This is a genomic window from Pseudoalteromonas sp. L1, assembly GCF_021728095.1.
Classification (GTDB): domain Bacteria; phylum Pseudomonadota; class Gammaproteobacteria; order Enterobacterales; family Alteromonadaceae; genus Pseudoalteromonas.
The window spans coordinates 86816-104771 of record NZ_JAKKCT010000007.1 but is presented as its reverse complement, the minus strand read 5'-3'; the positions used below and the strand labels follow the sequence as shown (position 1 = coordinate 104771).

At 40.6% G+C, this 17956-nt stretch carries 17 protein-coding genes and 1 pseudogene; 11 read left to right on the top strand and 7 right to left on the bottom strand.

Translation table 11 applies throughout. The annotated features are described in order from the left end of the window. Positions 1 to 45 precede the first annotated feature (45 nt). The 6 genes from L3V38_RS18040 to L3V38_RS18015 form a co-directional block, all read right to left on the bottom strand. The gene (locus L3V38_RS18040; RefSeq protein WP_130150929.1) at positions 46 to 660 is read right to left on the bottom strand and encodes a hypothetical protein; all 615 of its coding nucleotides are present in this window, start codon (positions 658 to 660) and stop codon (positions 46 to 48) included. A gap of 297 nt (positions 661 to 957) precedes the next feature. Beyond that, a complete protein-coding gene (locus L3V38_RS18035) occupies positions 958 to 3780 on the bottom strand; it encodes a hypothetical protein (protein WP_237120238.1) in 2823 nt (940 codons plus the stop codon). 77 nt (positions 3781 to 3857) lie between these two features. Beyond that, positions 3858 to 4100, bottom strand: coding sequence for a hypothetical protein (locus tag L3V38_RS18030; RefSeq protein WP_130150926.1), 243 nt, complete (start codon positions 4098 to 4100; stop codon positions 3858 to 3860). A gap of 79 nt (positions 4101 to 4179) precedes the next feature. Continuing rightward, positions 4180 to 5712, bottom strand: a complete 1533-nt coding sequence (locus L3V38_RS18025) for a PH domain-containing protein (protein ID WP_237120237.1) — start codon at positions 5710 to 5712, stop codon at positions 4180 to 4182. Beyond that, on the bottom strand, positions 5705 to 6238 hold the full coding sequence (locus tag L3V38_RS18020; protein WP_237120236.1) for a PH domain-containing protein: 534 nt from the start codon (positions 6236 to 6238) through the stop codon (positions 5705 to 5707). The genes L3V38_RS18025 and L3V38_RS18020 overlap by 8 nt, the downstream gene beginning before the upstream one ends. A gap of 54 nt (positions 6239 to 6292) precedes the next feature. After that, positions 6293 to 7144: a D-hexose-6-phosphate mutarotase gene (locus L3V38_RS18015; RefSeq protein ID WP_130150923.1), complete on the bottom strand. Its 852-nt coding sequence runs from the start codon at positions 7142 to 7144 to the stop codon at positions 6293 to 6295. A 330-nt stretch (positions 7145 to 7474) separates the two neighbouring features. Here L3V38_RS18015 and L3V38_RS18010 point away from each other — a divergent pair, with 330 nt between their 5' ends. The 10 genes and pseudogenes from L3V38_RS18010 to L3V38_RS17965 all read left to right on the top strand — a co-directional run bounded on the left by L3V38_RS18010 (position 7475) and on the right by L3V38_RS17965 (position 17064). Further along, positions 7475 to 7963, top strand: coding sequence for a MarR family transcriptional regulator (locus L3V38_RS18010; protein WP_130150922.1), 489 nt, complete (start codon positions 7475 to 7477; stop codon positions 7961 to 7963). A 102-nt stretch (positions 7964 to 8065) separates the two neighbouring features. Further along, positions 8066 to 9391 carry a porin gene (locus L3V38_RS18005; protein ID WP_237120235.1) on the top strand — a complete coding sequence of 442 codons (1326 nt, stop codon included), beginning with the start codon at positions 8066 to 8068 and terminating at the stop codon, positions 9389 to 9391. 157 nt (positions 9392 to 9548) lie between these two features. Then, complete coding sequence (locus L3V38_RS18000; RefSeq protein WP_237120234.1) at positions 9549 to 10019, top strand: sigma-70 family RNA polymerase sigma factor; 471 nt, start codon at positions 9549 to 9551, stop codon at positions 10017 to 10019. An 11-nt stretch (positions 10020 to 10030) separates the two neighbouring features. Beyond that, complete coding sequence (locus tag L3V38_RS17995; protein WP_237120233.1) at positions 10031 to 10969, top strand: FecR domain-containing protein; 939 nt, start codon at positions 10031 to 10033, stop codon at positions 10967 to 10969. Positions 10970 to 11048: 79 nt separating this feature from the next. After that, entirely contained in the window at positions 11049 to 13682 is a 2634-nt protein-coding gene (locus L3V38_RS17990) for a TonB-dependent receptor (RefSeq protein ID WP_237120232.1), read from the top strand. A 76-nt stretch (positions 13683 to 13758) separates the two neighbouring features. Then, positions 13759 to 14349, top strand: a complete 591-nt coding sequence (locus tag L3V38_RS17985) for a biliverdin-producing heme oxygenase (protein ID WP_237120231.1) — start codon at positions 13759 to 13761, stop codon at positions 14347 to 14349. A 146-nt stretch (positions 14350 to 14495) separates the two neighbouring features. Then, positions 14496 to 14891 (top strand): annotated as a pseudogene (locus L3V38_RS17980) (YbaN family protein); the annotation flags it as partial. 188 nt (positions 14892 to 15079) lie between these two features. Continuing rightward, positions 15080 to 15712 carry a PepSY-associated TM helix domain-containing protein gene (locus L3V38_RS17975; RefSeq protein WP_237120230.1) on the top strand — a complete coding sequence of 211 codons (633 nt, stop codon included), beginning with the start codon at positions 15080 to 15082 and terminating at the stop codon, positions 15710 to 15712. Continuing rightward, entirely contained in the window at positions 15712 to 16212 is a 501-nt protein-coding gene (locus L3V38_RS17970) for a DUF2271 domain-containing protein (RefSeq protein ID WP_237120229.1), read from the top strand. The genes L3V38_RS17975 and L3V38_RS17970 overlap by 1 nt, the downstream gene beginning before the upstream one ends. 9 nt (positions 16213 to 16221) lie before the next feature. Further along, positions 16222 to 17064: a DUF4198 domain-containing protein gene (locus L3V38_RS17965; RefSeq protein ID WP_237120228.1), complete on the top strand. Its 843-nt coding sequence runs from the start codon at positions 16222 to 16224 to the stop codon at positions 17062 to 17064. A 26-nt stretch (positions 17065 to 17090) separates the two neighbouring features. Here the strand turns inward: L3V38_RS17965 and L3V38_RS17960 are convergent, their stop codons facing one another. Continuing rightward, a complete protein-coding gene (locus tag L3V38_RS17960; RefSeq protein ID WP_130150912.1) occupies positions 17091 to 17627 on the bottom strand; it encodes a hypothetical protein in 537 nt (178 codons plus the stop codon). Between the two features lie 129 nt (positions 17628 to 17756). Here L3V38_RS17960 and L3V38_RS17955 point away from each other — a divergent pair, with 129 nt between their 5' ends. Beyond that, positions 17757 to 17909: a hypothetical protein gene (locus L3V38_RS17955; RefSeq protein WP_237120227.1), complete on the top strand. Its 153-nt coding sequence runs from the start codon at positions 17757 to 17759 to the stop codon at positions 17907 to 17909. Positions 17910 to 17956 lie beyond the last annotated feature (47 nt).

The window sequence follows — 17956 nt, the reverse complement described above, 5'->3', positions numbered from 1 at the left end:
AGTAAAAAGGCTGCCAATTGGCAGCCTTTTTACTCATTGTTTCGCCTATGCCATTGCAGGGCGTGACTTGTAATATTGGATACAACCAAGTTGCGCCGCGTTTGTTAGTAAGATCATCACAAACGTTAAAATATGCGATACACTCGGTGCAGCCATCGACAGCTCAGCGCCAAGGCCACAACTACCAGCAACAAATTGCAGACTAAAGTAACGAGCACTTAAATTACTAATATCACCACTTTTAATGGTTTTATAAGTTTGCGGCATAACACGAATCGAACTCATCACCAAGCCAACATAAGTTAACCAGTTAAGCACAGTGGCCATATCAAGCGTCGGACTGAGCAGCAAAGTAAACGGTACAACACACAGTACCAACAATCCTGCTAACTGCATTCGCTGCTGGCGAGCTGCGTTATATCGAACAAAGTAATAGAGAATTAAACCGCTGAGCATGCCCGTTACAATAAACGGCAGTACCATGTAAAAACGTTGAAAATATAAGTTGTAAGTAATGAAGTAAATGCTCTGCGCGACACCAAAACTCATCATCAACAGTGATACGCCCGACACACTACGATTTTTACGAATCTTATTTAATAGCGGATAAAAGCTAAACGCTAGAATAAAGCATGAAATAATCGGCAAAAAGTGCGCCAAAACAACCCCCGTCTCGTTACAATTTAGTTAATAAGTTAGTAATTTATCAACCACTGCCATCAAACATGTAAACAACTGTTTTTTAAGTGATTTAAAGGAGCGCGGCATTTTAATGAGGCCCACAGAGAAAGCAACGAGGTAGAAAAAACAGCCAAGCTGTAAGTGGCAAGATTTACATACAGACTGTAAAGTTAAAGCAGCATATTGCATCTTCGTTTACAGTCTATTTAGAATAAAATACGACTTGAGATATTTAGCGTATGGACAAGCAGTATTTAACTGCGCATCTTGTTAGTATTACAACGAGTAGTAAAAGCTAAGCCAAGCGCGTAAATCATTTTCAAAGTCGTCGCTTTCTACTCGGGCGACGCCAAAATCAATATTTACATCATTCAAACCCGCAGGTCCCAGACCAAAGCTAAAGTCTCCTCGCCACTTGAGGCCGTAGCTTTGCGCATAGACTCGGTTATCAACTTGATGCTGTTGGTAGTAAAGCCAAGGTAATGAATCTTTATAACTAATTCCCCCGCCATAACCTTTATAACGGTTACCAAGCTGGCTAAAAAGTGGCAATTCAGGTGCACTAACAAAGCCACTTTGCGTGTCTTTATTAATTAGGTTTGACTCATAACCGCCAAGCGCAAGGGTACTGTCATCACGATATTGCTGAGCAAAATTAACATAAACGGGAATATCAAAAGCATAACCACTCAATACGGTGGCAAAGTTATAGCCCTGCCAATTATTTGAGTCAGCATCACCGGATAACCATTCAGCTCTCAACGACTGACTAAAACCATAACGCTGTCTGTCATGTTGCCATTGCTGCTTAAGTCCTAGCTTTAGCCATTGATCGTCACCTTTAGCATAATCACTATAGTTGTAACTTAAGGTCGGTGTGATATTTAACTGCTGAAACTGCATCGGGTAACTCATGGCAAAATGTGCCCCTGTGTTACTGACATTTAGCGGCGTGTTTGAATGGTACTGTTTTGCTGATTCAAGGTCGTAATCAAATAGCAGCGCTTTAAGTTTTAAATCAAACGCTGAATATTTAGCTGCCGCGAACACTCCCTCTAGTGCTTTATCATGTAAATCAACACTATAGCCTGCTTGTAAATCGAGCTGCTTTAAAAAGTCGTTACTTTTTATCCCAAGGGTAAGAAGCGAAGATGAAGCCGAATAATACTGAGATGACAGCGAAAAGGTTGGTTTTTGCTGCCATACATCATAATTGGTTGGCTCTGTTGGGCTTTGCTTGTAAATCTTTGCTTCAGGTAACACTTCGCTCGTTACTTGCCCTCGCGGTGGCGCTGTATTACTTGCCAACTCAGCAACCTCTAATCCTTGTGGTTGCTCTGCAAAATGCTTTATATCTGGCCCTTCAGCAGTGATCGATAAATACAAAAGTTCACCATTATTCATTGCCATTGGGTATGCAACGGCTTCTTGCCCTTGTGTTAATTGGCGTAGTGAGTTGCGGCTAAGATCATAATGATACAAATCGAGAGCGGCATTCTTACCAGCGACAAAGTAAAGCCCTTTGCCATCTGCTTGCCAATTAGGTTGTGACACATACTGATAGCCCTCAGGCATAGGCACAGCTATTGATTGCTGGGAGTTCATATCTTGTATATACAACTGCCAATTTGCATTCAGTGCCACTTTTAAATATGCAAGCTTAGTTTTATTAGGACTTAGTAATGGATAGTCATAAACCGTTTCTAGGCTCTTCTCAAATAAAGGCGTAGAGACACCCGTATTGAGATCAAAACGCACCAACTCCGAGAAGCCATGCCTAGTTTGCTCAGCGTAAACAGTTTGTCCGTTATCGCTAATTGTAAAACGACGCAGTCCCGCATGATGGGTCAATGCACTTATCTCACCAGTTTCGATATCATAGCGATATAAGTCCGAGATACCTTGAATTGAGCCTTTACCAACGGTTGTTGTGGCGGTAAAAAACAGTGTATTTTCGTCTAACCACTGCGGATTCTTTATACCCTGCTTATTGATTTGATGAAGCACGTGCTTTTGTTTACGTTTAAACACACTCGGTGCTCTATCGGCAATATCTGCAGGATCGTCATCGAGTAGCTGTTGTTGCTGCTTTGCAAAATCATCTGCTGCTTGTTGATTATCGGCTGTGCTATAAATAACTAGCCGCGTTTCATCATCTTTGTTTCGCTCTACAATAGCGAGTTTACTATTATCTAAACTTAAAGCTGGGTTTGATGCATATAAATCAAGCTCTAACCAAAGCTCACTTGTAAGTGTTTGCTCACTCACCTCTTTAGCCATTGCTTTATAAGTATATTCAGCAATAAAGCGACGATAAAGCCGCTCAGGTGAGTCGCCAAATACACCGCTAAAAGCGTCATTAAAATCGCGCGATTTAACCGCTTGCATGCGTGTCCACACAGCATCAAGGGTCTTTGGAGAATAGTTATCTTCTAACCAAGCGAGAAAGCGAGCGCCCATTAAATACGCCATTGATCCGGCCATATAACGGTCTTCAGTACGATTTAATTGGCCATAGCTTGGCAGTGCGCCTTGCTGTGCAAATTCAACCAGTATCGCTTCTGAAAGATTATCGTATAAACGGCCACGCCCCGTCATTTTTGATTCTAATAGCGTCGCATAACCCTCACCGACCCAGCGAGGCATATCGCTTTGTGATAAATCGTAGAGATCCCAAATATTTCTAATTGCTTGTCGAGGTAAGCTGCGCGTAGGCTGAGCCAAATGAACCAAATGAATGTACTCATGTAAAATGAGTAATTGCTGCCAACTATCTGTATTGGCAATCATCGAATCTGATTGTGGAGGGGTCGTAAATAACGCCATTAAGGGCTTGATTGTAACCGGTAAAGCAAAGCCATTAGATGCGTTAAATGGATCAAAAACAACAACATCAATCACTTCATCCAACGCGCGGTTTTGTTGTTTTAATACCTTATTGCGAACAATTTCCAGCTCGGTTGCCGCTGATTGAGCCCATTGCTGATTTTCTGTACTAAAATGGACATTGAAATGCTCAGTATGAATTGTTTGCCATACTTCTTGACTAAACGCTTGCCCAGCAACAAGTAAAGTACCAATCAACAATGCTTTTATCATCTTAATCCCTGACTTTGTTATTTCAGGATTAGTATGCGTTGCTTTTTGGCAAGTGGGTAGTTAAAAAATGTAAGAAACTATTCAATTTTAATCGGGCGAACCAAGCCTAGTAATTGGTAAACAATAAATATTGTCGCTGCAAACATAATACTGCTTCTAAGTGCACCCAGACCCGCAAGAGCCATCGCGCCTGTTACAAGCAAAGCAATACAAGTCACTGCACAGCTTACGCAAAGACCTTTACACTCCTTCTTGTTGCGAGCATAGCAAAGTAAGCCGACAATACCTGTAATGGCTAAAATAGGCAGAAAATATATCATCGCGCACCTCCTTCTGTAGCTTTTGAGAAAGTATACTCAAAAACCCAAACAGGTCAATGATATTGAGAATTATTTTCATTTAAAACCAATTTCGCTCAACACCTTCTATTTCATATAGGGCGAAATCAGCAAACTGCTCAGCCAGCTCTGCTTTTAAGTAAGGCATTGATACAGAGCCAGAAGCCAGTTGTATATACAAGCTCTTAAGCTGTGATCGGCGCATTAAATAAGTGCTTATTGTGGTGACGCTTTGCGCTTTATAGATTTCAAAAACACGATACTGCACACCCAGTATGCCGGTTTTAAATACGGCAAAAAAACGGCCGTCATGTTGATACATAGCCAGACCCGTTTTTTGATAATTCAAAAACACACCGATCATCAAAACTAAGCCCACGACAATGCTCCACAACATCGTAGCAGCATCAAATAAGGCATTGAAAATTAAAGCAGAAAATACAGTGGGTAGAATTACATATAAAAACGTATTTTTATAAAGTAAAGCTCGCTCAGGCTTAATAAAGTTAAGCTCTGTGAAATCAACAAACCATGGAAATAACCAGCCACATACGGCTTTTACTTGCTCTTTGGTGATTACTGGCATCACTAACGTTTGTTTATTTTTATGTGCCGCAACCCCAGCTGCCACACCACCACTACTCACTTGTGGGCAAATTAAGGTATAGCGATTAAGGAACCTGGCAATAATATTTTGTTTAATTTGCACACTTTGAATTTTCGACACGCTGATCGATAATTGCTGGCGCTCAAAAAAACCTGCCACACGCTTAAACTTACCGTCTTGAAAGTACAGCTGAAAGTTAAAAAAGCGCACTAAGGCCATAACAACAGAAAGTAAAATGGCACATAAAACAATAGCTACAACCATAATTAACACAGCGATTGCAGCAGCACTGCCAATGAACGCAGCTTGCTCATTCAGTATGGCCTCTAGGCGGTTTATGATGGTTTTTTCGAGGTACTCAAAAATCACATTCATAAATGGAGCAAGTGCAGCCAATGCCAATATTGCCATGTTCGACATCAAACCAAACTTAGCAATTTCAGCATTGCTGATCGTTAAGGTTTTCGGTTTATCTGTTACTTCGCCCTGCTCAATAGGTAGCTGCTCTTGCTGTTGTAACTGAGCCTTAAATTCCATAACTTGTTCGCGCACTTGCTCGGCGTAGCTAAGCTTCACTCCCGGGATCACAGCTTCTTGAGCACTACTACCGGCAGCATCGAAAATACAATTAACCAAATTAACCGGCTGAAAATAAAAAGGCTCGGCAATGTTTACGTTCTGTACGCGAGCAAATTTTAGGGTTAGCCGCTCTTTTTTAAATACCCCTTTATTGAGCAGTATTTCGTGACCATCTGTTATGCGGTATTTAAAATTACGATAATAAGCAAAGGCATACAGCACTAAAACTAAAGAGGCTACGGCAACAGCTATTTGCCCCCAAAACAGCTTTTGCTCAACTTGCGTAACAAATAACACCAAAATTGGCAGTAAATTAAGCAGCCCATCTTTTATGAAGCGCAGTGCAAAGTGAACAATAAAATACAGTAGCGCCCATGGCGACACGCGTTGCCATTGTTGATCACTCATCGGCAAGCTCATTTTCTTGAGTTGATGCATTATCACCATAACTTTGCACGAACTGGCGGACATCATTGCATTGCTCGTCAGTTAACCCGCTGATATGTAAATCTGCACTCATGCCACCTGCACTGTAAAGCCTGAGTGTTGCAAGTCCTAACTTTCGCTCAATTGGGCCGCGATGAATTTCGGTGTGTTGCACGCGAGAAATAGGCAATAAAGTGATTTGTTGCCAAATTAGCCCCCGCTTAAAGGCAATATCATGCTCTCTTACTGCCACCCCTTTAGCGCGGACGCTGTAAAGGTTGTAAACCATCGACAGTATTACCAACAATGGTAAAACCAGAAGCCAAGGTGTAGCAATGGCTTCGCTAACGGCAGGATTAAAATGCCTTACAGTAATAATTACGGCCATTAGAGGCACATAAAACAACAACCAATTTAGTTGTACATGCCATATCGCATTATCTGCAAGTGATTGAAATTGTATGCGCTGATGCTGTGGAAGGGTTTCTATTTGTTGATTACTAAACACGATCGTTCCTTGTTAAGGCCAGTCTTAACTGGCCTTACTCATACTCGGTACTTTTTATACCCAGCGAAGAGAGGTAGCAAGTGTATGCTTGTCACCCGGCGCTAACTCAACGCTATCTTCAAGTACATTGGCGGCTTCTAAACATAACATCACGTGATATTCATCATCAGCAAAATTAGATAGCCTTTTTGATTTATCAATCCACGGGTTCCATAACACACATGACCGCGAATTTTCTCGGCTTACTTCAATGATCCCATCTGGCGTAATGATACGTTGTGTATCTTGTGCCTGGGTATAAACCATGTCGGTTTCACGAGCAAATGAAACCAAATCATGTTGCTCAAATGGACCTTCACCGAATTCTATATATTTAGAGCCCTGTAAACCATCAACTTTAGTTTCTTCAATCGCAGGCGTTGGAAAATAAGTATGTAATGCCTGCGTAAAATTAAGTGTTTCATTATCAAGGTTAGTTGTTGTTAAACGCACTTCTAAACTCGTTGATAAAATAAATTCCACCAATAATTTAGTTTTGTGTGGCCAATACTTTTCATCAATTTGATTCATTGGCAATGACAAGCTGATGTAGATCGAGTTTTCCTCTTCTTTCACCTGTTCAGCACGCCAAAGTCCCGTACGAGCAACACCATGAGCAGGCCAGCCTTCATGTTGGCTCACACCAAACCACGGCCAACAAATTGGAATACCACCACGAACGCCCTTACCTTCTTGATAATCTTCCTGCTGAGAAACCCACAGTAATGGCTTTTTACCTGTCGGTGTAAACTCTGTAATTTGCGCACCTTGCAAAAAGATAGTGGCATCACAAAACTCACTGGCTACTTTAATAAACTCAAGGCCAGTCTCACTTTGCTCAATCGTAACTGATGGCGATAGCTTCATAATTCGTCCCATTAAATGAAAGAAAAGAAATAGTTAAATAACCCCACAATACCCAAAGCCATAGTAGTTAGTAAATAATATTTAGTTATTTGATGAAATTGTTTACTACTTTGTGCGTGTGCAGGCGAAAAGCGCTATTTAATTATAAAGAACATCTACATTATTATGTGATACACCAAACGAGATTTAATTACTACTCAAATAAAAATCTCCTCTGAAAATTAGGCTATTTATAGCAAACATAGCCACAAATTATTTGAACTCAATTTATTTGATGTGTAATATTTTGCGGCTTCGGTCGTTCTAGGCCGCCTTTAAAGAGACAAAAACATGCAAAAGTATGACGAACTACTTGTGTCATTACGTAAAGTAATCAGAGCAATCGATCTGCATTCTAAGCAGCTCAACAAAACGTCTGGGTTAACAGGCCCGCAATTACTTATCATGAATGAAGTAGCACAAACAGACGGCATCACAGCAAGTCGTATTGCGCAAAACGTCAACTTAAGCCCTGCAACTGTGACCAATATTCTTGACCGAATTGAAAACAGAGAGCTTATCACCCGTGTGCGCAGTCAAATGGATAAGCGCCGCGTCAGCTTGTATTTAACAGAAAAAGGCAAAGCACTTTTAGAGCAAGCTCCTCAGCCATTGCAAGAGCACTTCATAGAAAAATTTTCAGCCCTCGAAGAGTGGGAGCAAAGCTTATTGCTTTCATCAATGCAACGTATTGCAGCAATGATGGATGCTGATCAGCTTGATGCATCACCACTATTAGAAGTTGGTGCCATAACAAAATCACTCGATCACAATAGTTAATTGCAAAACTGGTTGATTAATATTAATTTTTTGTGGCTACCCTTGGGTTAAGTGTGAATATCAACTATGCTAGTAGTACCCATTCCAACACTAGCGAAAATCATGCTTAAACTTTCAAAGTTAGCCCTCGCAATCGCCTTGGGCACGACTTCTAGTCTTAGTCAGGCATCTGAAATAGATGACCTTCAAAAACAGCTGCAATTACTTAAAGAGCAAATGCAGCAACTCCAGACCAAGCTTGATGCTGCCGAGGAAAAATCGCAGCAACAAGCTGATAAACAAGCGCAGATTGATGCACAGGTTGCAAGGCAACAAAAGCAACTTGAGGAGCAAACTGCTGCTGTTGAAACTGTATCAGACAAAAAAGAATCTGGTATTCATGTTGGTGGAGCTGTGCGAACAAACTACAGCTATACCTCGTATGATGACGGTAACAAAAATCGTGGCGGTGACTTCGACTTCGATATCTTTAGACTGAATTTTTCAGGGGATGTCGGTGATGTGCAACTAAATGCTGAAATTCGTTTCTTTGACTATATGACAGCAGTTAAATATGCCTATGCAGCCTACGACTTTGCCGAAGACTGGCAAGTGCAGGCAGGTATAACCAAAGTTCCTTTTGGTAACTGGCCATATAATTCACACAACTACTTCTTTGGAACAACCTATTATGTAGGTTTGGAAGATGATCACGATTTAGGTGTGCTATTCAAACGAAAAATTGCCGATAACTGGCAGATTGACCTTGGCTTTTTCAAAAATGATGAACTAGGTGGTGTCGACGGTTATGTTGATGATCGCAGCGATCGCTACTCATACGATGTAGTTGGTTTCCGTTCAGCAGACGAAGGCATTTATGCAGAGCCAGGCAATGCTATTGGTGAATACAACACTTTCTCTGGTCGCTACGGCTATCACTTTGAGCATGAAGGTGGCAAAACAGAGCTAGGTGTATCTGCCCTATCAGGTGGCCTACACGATGGTGAAGACCGTGCTGGTGACTACTATGCTTGGGCAGTCCATTTAAATAGCACTATTGGCCCATGGAACTTCCAACTGCAACATGGCGAATATAATTACGATATTGATAATGTAAATCGTATGGCTGTCGGAGCTTATGCTTTTTACGATAGCATCGCAGCTGAAGCAACCATGACTAATGCCAATATTGCCTACAGCCTCCCTGTCGAGTGGGGTCCTGTTACAGACCTACAGTTTTACAATGACTACGGCATTATTTATGACAAGTCAGACAATAGCGCCGATACTTGGATGAATGTAACTGGGGTGTCTGTTGCAGCAGGTGGCTTATTCACCTACTTTGATTTTGTTCAAGCGAAAAATCAGCCATTTGTAGGCGGCTCAGTTGCTGGTGACAGCGACGAAACAGAAACTCGCTTCAATATCAACATAGGTTATTACTTCTAGTAACCACTGATAGTAAATGAAATATTAAAGCCCAGTTTTTAACTGGGCTTTTTTGTCACACCTCAAACCAGTAAAAAATGAAAATAAAAATCATTGCTATTACCCATTTTGGTAACTATTATGCGCATCCTTTTTTAACTATCTAAAAGTGTGTATCTTGGAACGCTATTACGCTGAAGTTTTAAATTATATTTCTCGCTCTATTGGCTGCAGAGAAAAAGCGCAAAATATAGTTCAAGAAGCCTATTTGCGGTTATTGAATCATACGACTAAAAACCCAGATCATAATTCAACCCAACACCGCGCTTTATTTTTTACAACCGCGAAAAATATCGTCATCGATCATTATCGAAAAAATCAAAAGATCTCAAACGATGAAGAACAAGAGTTAATCGCCCCCGTTGACTACGAGCCAGAAAAAAAATTAGCAGCACAACAACAACTCGACTTGCTGTATAAGTCGATAGAGCAACTGCCACAAAAAACGAAACAAGCATTTGTGTTATATAAGTTTAAAAATTTGAGCCAGCCACAAATTGCAGTACAAATGAACATCTCTGTTAGCATGGTAGAAAAACACCTAGCCACAGCCATGATGTTATGCCGTAAAGCAATGAATAGAAAATAGGATTAAGTCAAATGGACCGTCAACAAATACGTTTGCAAGAGCAAGCGAATCAGTGGCTTGAACAGCAAAAAAAGGGCTTCACCGCAGTACAAGAGCAACAGTTTCAGAAGTGGCTTACGGCAAATCCAGAACACTTAACGTGTTTTGAACAAAGCAAACAAATAGATGGCCTATTAAATCAGTTTTCTGATCATCAGATTGATGCACTATCGAATTCAAATAGTGTTAGTTTTACACATTCGCGCATCTGGATTGCAACTGCGGCATGCTTCGCACTATGTATGCTAAGCCTCATTAGTTATACATTATGGCCACAATCTAACGATTACAGTGCGCAATACAATTCTCAGATAGGCGAGCAATTTGACGTTACCCTGCCTGATGGATCGCAACTGAGCTTAGACGCCAAAACAAAGTTAAGCATTAATTTTAATGACGATAGGCGCTTAAATACCTTAGTCAAAGGGCGTGCATTATTTGATGTTTCTAAAGACGCTAAACGCCCTTTTATTATTAACACTGGCACAACTAAAATCACTGTACTCGGTACTAAATTTACTGTCGATAAAAAAACATCGAGTACACATGTTAGTGTTGAGCATGGTCGGGTAAAAGTTCAAACAAACACCCATGCTGTAGAACTGATTCAAGGACAGCAAGCCCAAATAAATAAAGACGGCATCACCGTTGAAAACATTGATTTAAATCGTGTGGATGCTTGGCAACATGGACGCCTCATTTTTAACAACACCCCGCTTGATGAAGTGTTAGCCGAATTTAACCGCTATCATGCAATCAATGTCAAAATTACCGATGATAAAGCAAGTCAACTTCTTGTCTCTGGTACATTTTTAGCTCATGAGTTTGAAAAGTTCTTAGCCTTGTTGCCTCATGTACTTCCAGTAAAAATCAAAAGCTCTTTAGATCAGATAGTTATAGAAAAAGTTTAATTTTTTAATATTTTTGCTGAGGAATTCTCATTCTCATTCGTTTTCAACTTAGTTTCACTTAATGCTTGGAAATATAAAAATGAATAAGTCTCGCCCTTTTGCAATGAGGTTATCTCCTTTAGCGCTAGCACTAGGATTAACCTTAAGCGCCCCGATTGCCGCCCAACAATCCACTGTTTATACATTTAATATTGCAGAGCAGCCACTAAGTAACTCATTAAACCAGCTTGCGCAGCAAGCAAACATGAACTTAATTGCTGACGCTAAACATTTAAAAGGGCTTGCAGCACCGGCCATACACGGTCAAATATCGATATACGATGCGTTAGATCATGCTCTAAAAAACACCACGATGAGTGCTGAGGTTATCGATAACAATATTATTATTAAACCCTCACAAACTACTAAGCACTCCCTCCCACTTTCTGCCGATAATTCTGTATCAACACCGAGTCCAACTAAAGGTAAAGAAGATATTGAAGTTATCGTTGTTAAGGGCACACAGTTACACCTCACCCGTGCAGATATGGACAGAACAAGTGGACTATCTAACTCAGATATTTTTTCTACATTTTCAGGCATTGAAGCTAATAATATTCGAAATGAGGCTGGCGCTTTAGATATAGGTATACGCGGGGTTCAAGGTGAAGGTCGAGTCCCCATTTTTATTGATGGTAGCTTGCAATCGACCCATACCAACCGCGGTTATATGGGTACTTCTGACCGCACTTATATAGATTCTGATTTGATCAGTACTGTGAATGTAGAAAAAGGTCCTGCGGCTAAAGCTTCTCCATTTAGTGCTGGTGCTATTGGTGGTACAGTCACCATGAGTACACTAAACCCTGCAGATATTTTAAAAGAGGGGCAAAGTTTAGGTGCATTGATAAAGTTAAAAACTTACAACAATAACTCAATGCCAAGTGTGAGTGATGACCCTGTAGAACAAGAGTATTACCAAGTATCACAAGGCCATAACACCACAGACTTTGAAAACGGCGCAATGGTTTTTGCTACTGCCTATAAAAGCGATGACTTTAGTGCTGTATTAGCTTTTAGTGACAAAAAAGTGGGCAATTACTTTGCTGGTAGCCATGGTTACAAAGACTTTGTTGAAACTGTTGAGGGTTGGCGAGGTACGTATGAAATCCACCCGCCTGTTAGTCCTGGGGCAGAAGTTGTAAATACAAGCTTTGAAAGCGAGTCATATTTAGCTAAGTTTAGTTATGACTTTTCTGATGAGCACACATTAGAAGTTAATACACGTCACCACCAACAAGCAGCGGGTGAAATGCTTGCTACTTATTGGCATAAGTATAAAGAAGGTGATTACAAACGTTTACCTGATGGTACATGGGTAGAAATTCAAGCTGGTGAAGAAGCCATGCCACAGTGGCAACTTGGCACAGCACATGTAAATAGTGTAAGCGCAGTTTACCATTACTTACCGACCGCTAACCCTGTTATTGATTTAAAGGTAAATGTTTGGAAAACCCATGCAAAGCTGGATCAATATAATGCATTGGCTTCAAATTTAGGCTCAAATGCACTGCAATACACACATCAATACTCAAATGAGCGCGCAGGTTTTAGTGTGCTTAATGTATCAAGTTTTAAAATTGCAGATCAAATCCCTACAACGTTGACTACAGGTTACGCATGGCAATCTGAAGAGTTAAAACCAAAAGAGGGCTATGAGGAAAACTTTCATACTAAGTACCCCACATCAAGAGATGGAAAACGTAGCTCAAACAGTATTTTTGCTAATACACAGTTAGATTTCAATGATCTAGAGCTACTGCTAAATTTGAATCTGCATGACGCTAAGATTGACGACCATCAGGCCACACTCACGCATGACTTTGATGCAAAACTAGACTTAACCTTTCAAGCTTCATACTTGCTAAGCAGCAATACAGTTGTGTCGGCAAAGTACAGTAAGGCATATAGAATGCCGAGCTTGTACGAGGGCACAGTATCGAATGAAGTTTTTTCTTACTCACCTGACTACCCTATTGGTCCAGAGCAAACAAACTCATACGAAATTAACCTCGAAAGTTCTTTTAACGAGGTATTAGTCGCTAATGACAGCTTTTCTTTAAATCTAAGTCTTTTTCATACAGAAATTAAAGATATGCTTGCCACAGCTAACATGCCGAAAACCGATCCTAACGCATATTCATGGCAACGCACCTACGCGTTTACAAACTATGACTCATTCACCCTGCCTGGTTTTGAGTTAAAAATGGATTATAAAAACCAATACTTCTATGCATCAGCATCAATGATCAATTACCAAGATGTTGAAATGTGCTCAAACGCATTAGCAGATATCGGTGATGCACAGCGCTGTAACAGTGAAGGTTTCTTGGGTGGATTAACACCCCTGCGTATCCCACCTAAAAAAAGCTATATCGCCAATATGGGCGTCACCTTACTTGATGACGCCCTTGATATTGGCTTGATTTATAAAAAGCATACAGAGAAGCGCCATCCGGGTGGATTTTTGTCAGCAACGGGGGTGGATGCGCTTGAGTATATTCCTTCTGGACACCAGCTCGATTTTTATCTTGATTATACATTTAATGAAACCCTCAAAGGCTACGCCTCTGTGACTAACTTAACTGATCAATACAAGGTATCAACCGGTTCAATTGTGGCAATGCCAGAGCCTGGGAAGACCATTACTCTTGGTTTAGAAATCAAGCTATAAACATTTTTTATCTCCTGCATTACATTGACATCTCCTATCAATGTAATGCTTTTTTCGTTTACTATTTGGAAAAAACATGACCATTACCGCCTCTCAAGTATCGCGTGCGCATAATTTAAAAATTACTACAGCCGATGTGCATGACAATGTAGATAAAAGCATTATGGCTCAAGATCCTTTTGCTAATACAAAAAGCTATTTAGCATTCTTAACCTTACAGTATTACTTTTTAAAAGATGTAAGTGCTCTTTACACCCATCCTGAACTAAAAAAATACATCGACGATTTATCATCTCGTCAAAGACTAGCGATGTTAGAACAAGATTTTGCTGACTTATCGACACCTTTACCTCAAATCTATTTAGTGCCCTGTATTAATAACAACACTGACTTCGCTACTGCCCTTGGCTGGCTTTATGTTGTAGAGGGGTCAAAAGTAGGCGCTGCAATGCTCGGAAAACAAGTGCAAGCTAAATTAAATTATAACGCCGAACATGGAGGTAGGTACTTAACAGGCCCAGGAGCAGGACGTGGCAGCGCTTGGCGAAACCTTATTCAAGCAATTGATAATATGGAATTAACACAAACACAAGAAACGGCCCTTATTGAGGGGGCTCGCCAAGCATTTTCTCGATTCCAAAACTTTCTAACACACGTCTATCCATAACTAATCTCACCAATCAAAACACTAATTACGTGTTTTGATTGGTGGCTCTTTTATCTTAATTATCAATAACGGCTTGTTAAGAAAGGATAAGCTAAGCTAGAGTTAAATAAGCACTTACGTATTATATTTTGGGCTAAATTCTATCAATGAATGTTAAAACACTATTGGCTGCATCTAAAAACAGCTGCTATCAAGCGGTTGGTCTATTAATGGTAGCGCTTGGTATCATAGGTATTGCTTTGCCTGTCATGCCAACAACAATTTTCTTTATTTTAGCCTTAGCTTGCTTTACACGTTCTTCACCCAAACTCTCTGCTTGGCTCCTAAATCACCCTCGATACGGAGAGTCACTTAGACATTGGCAAGAACATAAAATTGTACCAACCCGTGCTAAGTTTTTAGCCGCTTTTGGTATGGCATTAGGTTATATATTTTTATTACAAAGCGCAGCGCCTGTTTGGGTTATGTATTTAGTTGTCGTGATTGAAGTAGGCGTATTGGGTTATTTAATAAACCGCCCGTCAACTAAAAATAACCCTCCATTTATCCGAGTAAACATGTCTTCACAAGTGCGCTTGACGCTACTTACTTGCTTTCTTTGCACACAAGTCGCCATCATGTTTTACCTCGCTATTCACTTCTAAAACACAAATGTAAAGAACGTAAACTCACTTGTTATCATTAATGCAAATCATTATCATATTTGTATCTTTAACGAATTGCCTGTTTTATGTTTTCTATTAATAAGCGCACGTTTTATAGCGTTAGCCGTGCTTTGCATATATACCTTTCAACTGCATTGTTTTTTTTGCTAATTCTTTTCTGTATTAGCGGTATTATCCTTAACCATGTTGACTGGCTAGAAAACGACAAGCAAAACGGGCAAAACCAACTTCTAGTTTCTGCAGAGTTATTCGAAAAAGCACAAGCAAACCTCGACACGTTACCAAGCCTTTATCCTGAAATAGAGCAATACATGCAACAGCAATTTTCACTCAGCAATGTAAAAAGCATTGAGTGGGAAAAAGAAGATGCCTTAGTAATGCTCGACTACCCGCTTCCGGCAGGCTTTGCCTATGCCGAAATCGATTTTCAAACCGGTGAACTTAATATTGATTATCAAACCGGTGGCTTTATGAGTCTGATTGGTGACTTACACAAAGGCCGCCATACCGGCGAAGCATGGAGCTGGGTCATTGATATTTCAGCTGTTTTGATGATTCTGTTTGCTATTACCGGATTATTTATCCTCTTTCAAAACCGTAAAAAACGTGCCGCAGGCCTGTGGTTAACGCTTCTTGGTGTTGCCACGCCTTTGGTCATTTATCTAGTTTGGGTGCCTCAACTTAAAGGAGTATCTTAATGAAACAAGCCCACTTACTCGTTGCTCTACTAATTGGCTGTTTATTCAGTCCACTGAGCTTTGCAAAAGATCCCAACCTAACCGTTGAGTTCACCTTACCTGAACTGGATGTTTCCCCATATCACCGCCCTTACGTAGCGCTATGGCTAGAAACACCTGAACGTAAACACGTTACCACCATTGCACTTTGGGTCGAAAAAGCTGAATGGTTTAAAGACTTACGTCAGTGGTGGCGAAAAGCCGGTCGTAGCAACGACAACTTTGATGGTGTTACAGGCGCAACAAAACGCCCTGGCACTTACACCATTAAGTGGCAAGGTAAAGATTTAAAAGGTAATCCAGTTAAACCTGGTAGATACCTACTAAATGTTGAAGTTGTACGTGAAGAAGGTGGCCGAGATTACACCCGCGTTGAAATCGACTTAACAAAAGACGGCAAAGTCACTATTAAAGGCGAAAAAGAGTTCGCGACTAGCTTTGTTACCATTACCAGTCATTAAGGACAAACAATGAAATTAAAATTATTAAAGACGGCGCTGATCGGCGCTGTGACCTTCACAGCAATTGCATCTGGCTATGCACAAGCACATGCCCGTTGGTTAATGCCATCTCACACTTCTTTATCTGGTGAGAAAACTCACTATGTGATGATCGATGCCAGTATTTCTAATGAGTTATTTAGCCCAGATAAAGCATACCGCCCGAAAGAAAAAGGCGCTGAGTATGACGACAACCTATTAATTGCTCTTGCTCCAGATGGTAAACCGGTTGAAGAAACGATTCGCGCATACTACTTAAAACGCAAAAATTCTGCGGCAGTAAGTTTAACGCAAGACGGTACTTACCATATTGCTATGCAGCAAAAGCCAATGCTAATGACTTTCTATAAAGATAAAGACGGCAATCGCGGCCGTGTTTTCGCAGGTAAAAAAGAAGCAGACCTACCAGCAGGCGCAACCGACGTGCGCACTGTAAAATCAATCGCAACAGTCGATACTTTCGTTAGCCGTAATGGTACTTCTAAGCCAACATTGCTTGGTCAGGGCTTAGAAATTTCAGGCCCTACTCACCCGAACGATCTATTTGCTGGTGAAGAAGCTAAGTTCCAATTATTAATGGATGGCAAACCAGCTGCTGACGTTGAGCTTGCTATTGTGCGTGGTAGTGCTCGCTACCGTAATGAGCGTGACGAAGTGAAAGTAACAACCGATAAAAAAGGCTTCTTTACGGTGACTTTCGCTCACGCTGATATGTATCTGATTGAAGCCTCTGTTGATCAAAAACCAGTAGAAGCCGATATCGATAACGTTCGTTACTCATTATTCACAACGCTTGAAGTAGCGCCTGAATAATACGCTAATTAGGCCTTAACAAAGGCCTAATTAGACTTTCGAGGAAGACTGTAGTCAACCGTGTGATCGCAGCTACCGTCTTTCTCGCAATCATTAATCCCATCACCATCGACATCCCAGCTTGGGTGCATGCCTTTTAATGTACTTTTTACGACGCTAATATCGGCAGTAAATTCACTTTGCTCATCACGGCGTGCGGCATTGCGCATCAAAAATACCCGAATCACATAATCGCCATTATCAGGAATTGTAAGCTCAGCATGATCACCTTTTGCTGGGCCAACAAACAAAGCGGTTGGGTTGCCTTTCGGTAAAATATTAAAGTAGTTGCTAGAGTTTGAAGGTGTAAAATCAACCGTTAAGATAGCGCCTTTATTAAGGTTAATTTGATATTCCAGCATCTCATAACCTTTAATTGTGTCTTTAACTTGCCAGCTTTGCTGCACCGCAATATCTGATGCTAACAACGCATAATGACGACTATTTGGTAAATTTTGTTCGGCAAACACCAAGCTACTCGTAACCACCGAAAAACAAAACCCTATTAATAACAACAACTTCATATTCAACCTTCCTTTTAAATTCTTTTTTCAAGAATGATAAATACTAATTTTACAATTTTTAATTCTTTTAAAGTGAATCTATAGTTACTCCATCGCAGACACACTGCTTAACTAAACAGGATACCTACTATGAAACTTTTTACTTTAATCTCAGCTCAACCACACTTACAAAATATTAGCACTTTATTGGCACGTATTGGTTTATCAGCGATCTTTTTACTAACCGGCTTTAGCAAAATAGAATTCTTTGATGCCACAGCACAGGGTACCCAAGCAATCTGAAGATACATGCTTCAGCGCTATCTCAGGGGATTCAATACAAGGCGTGA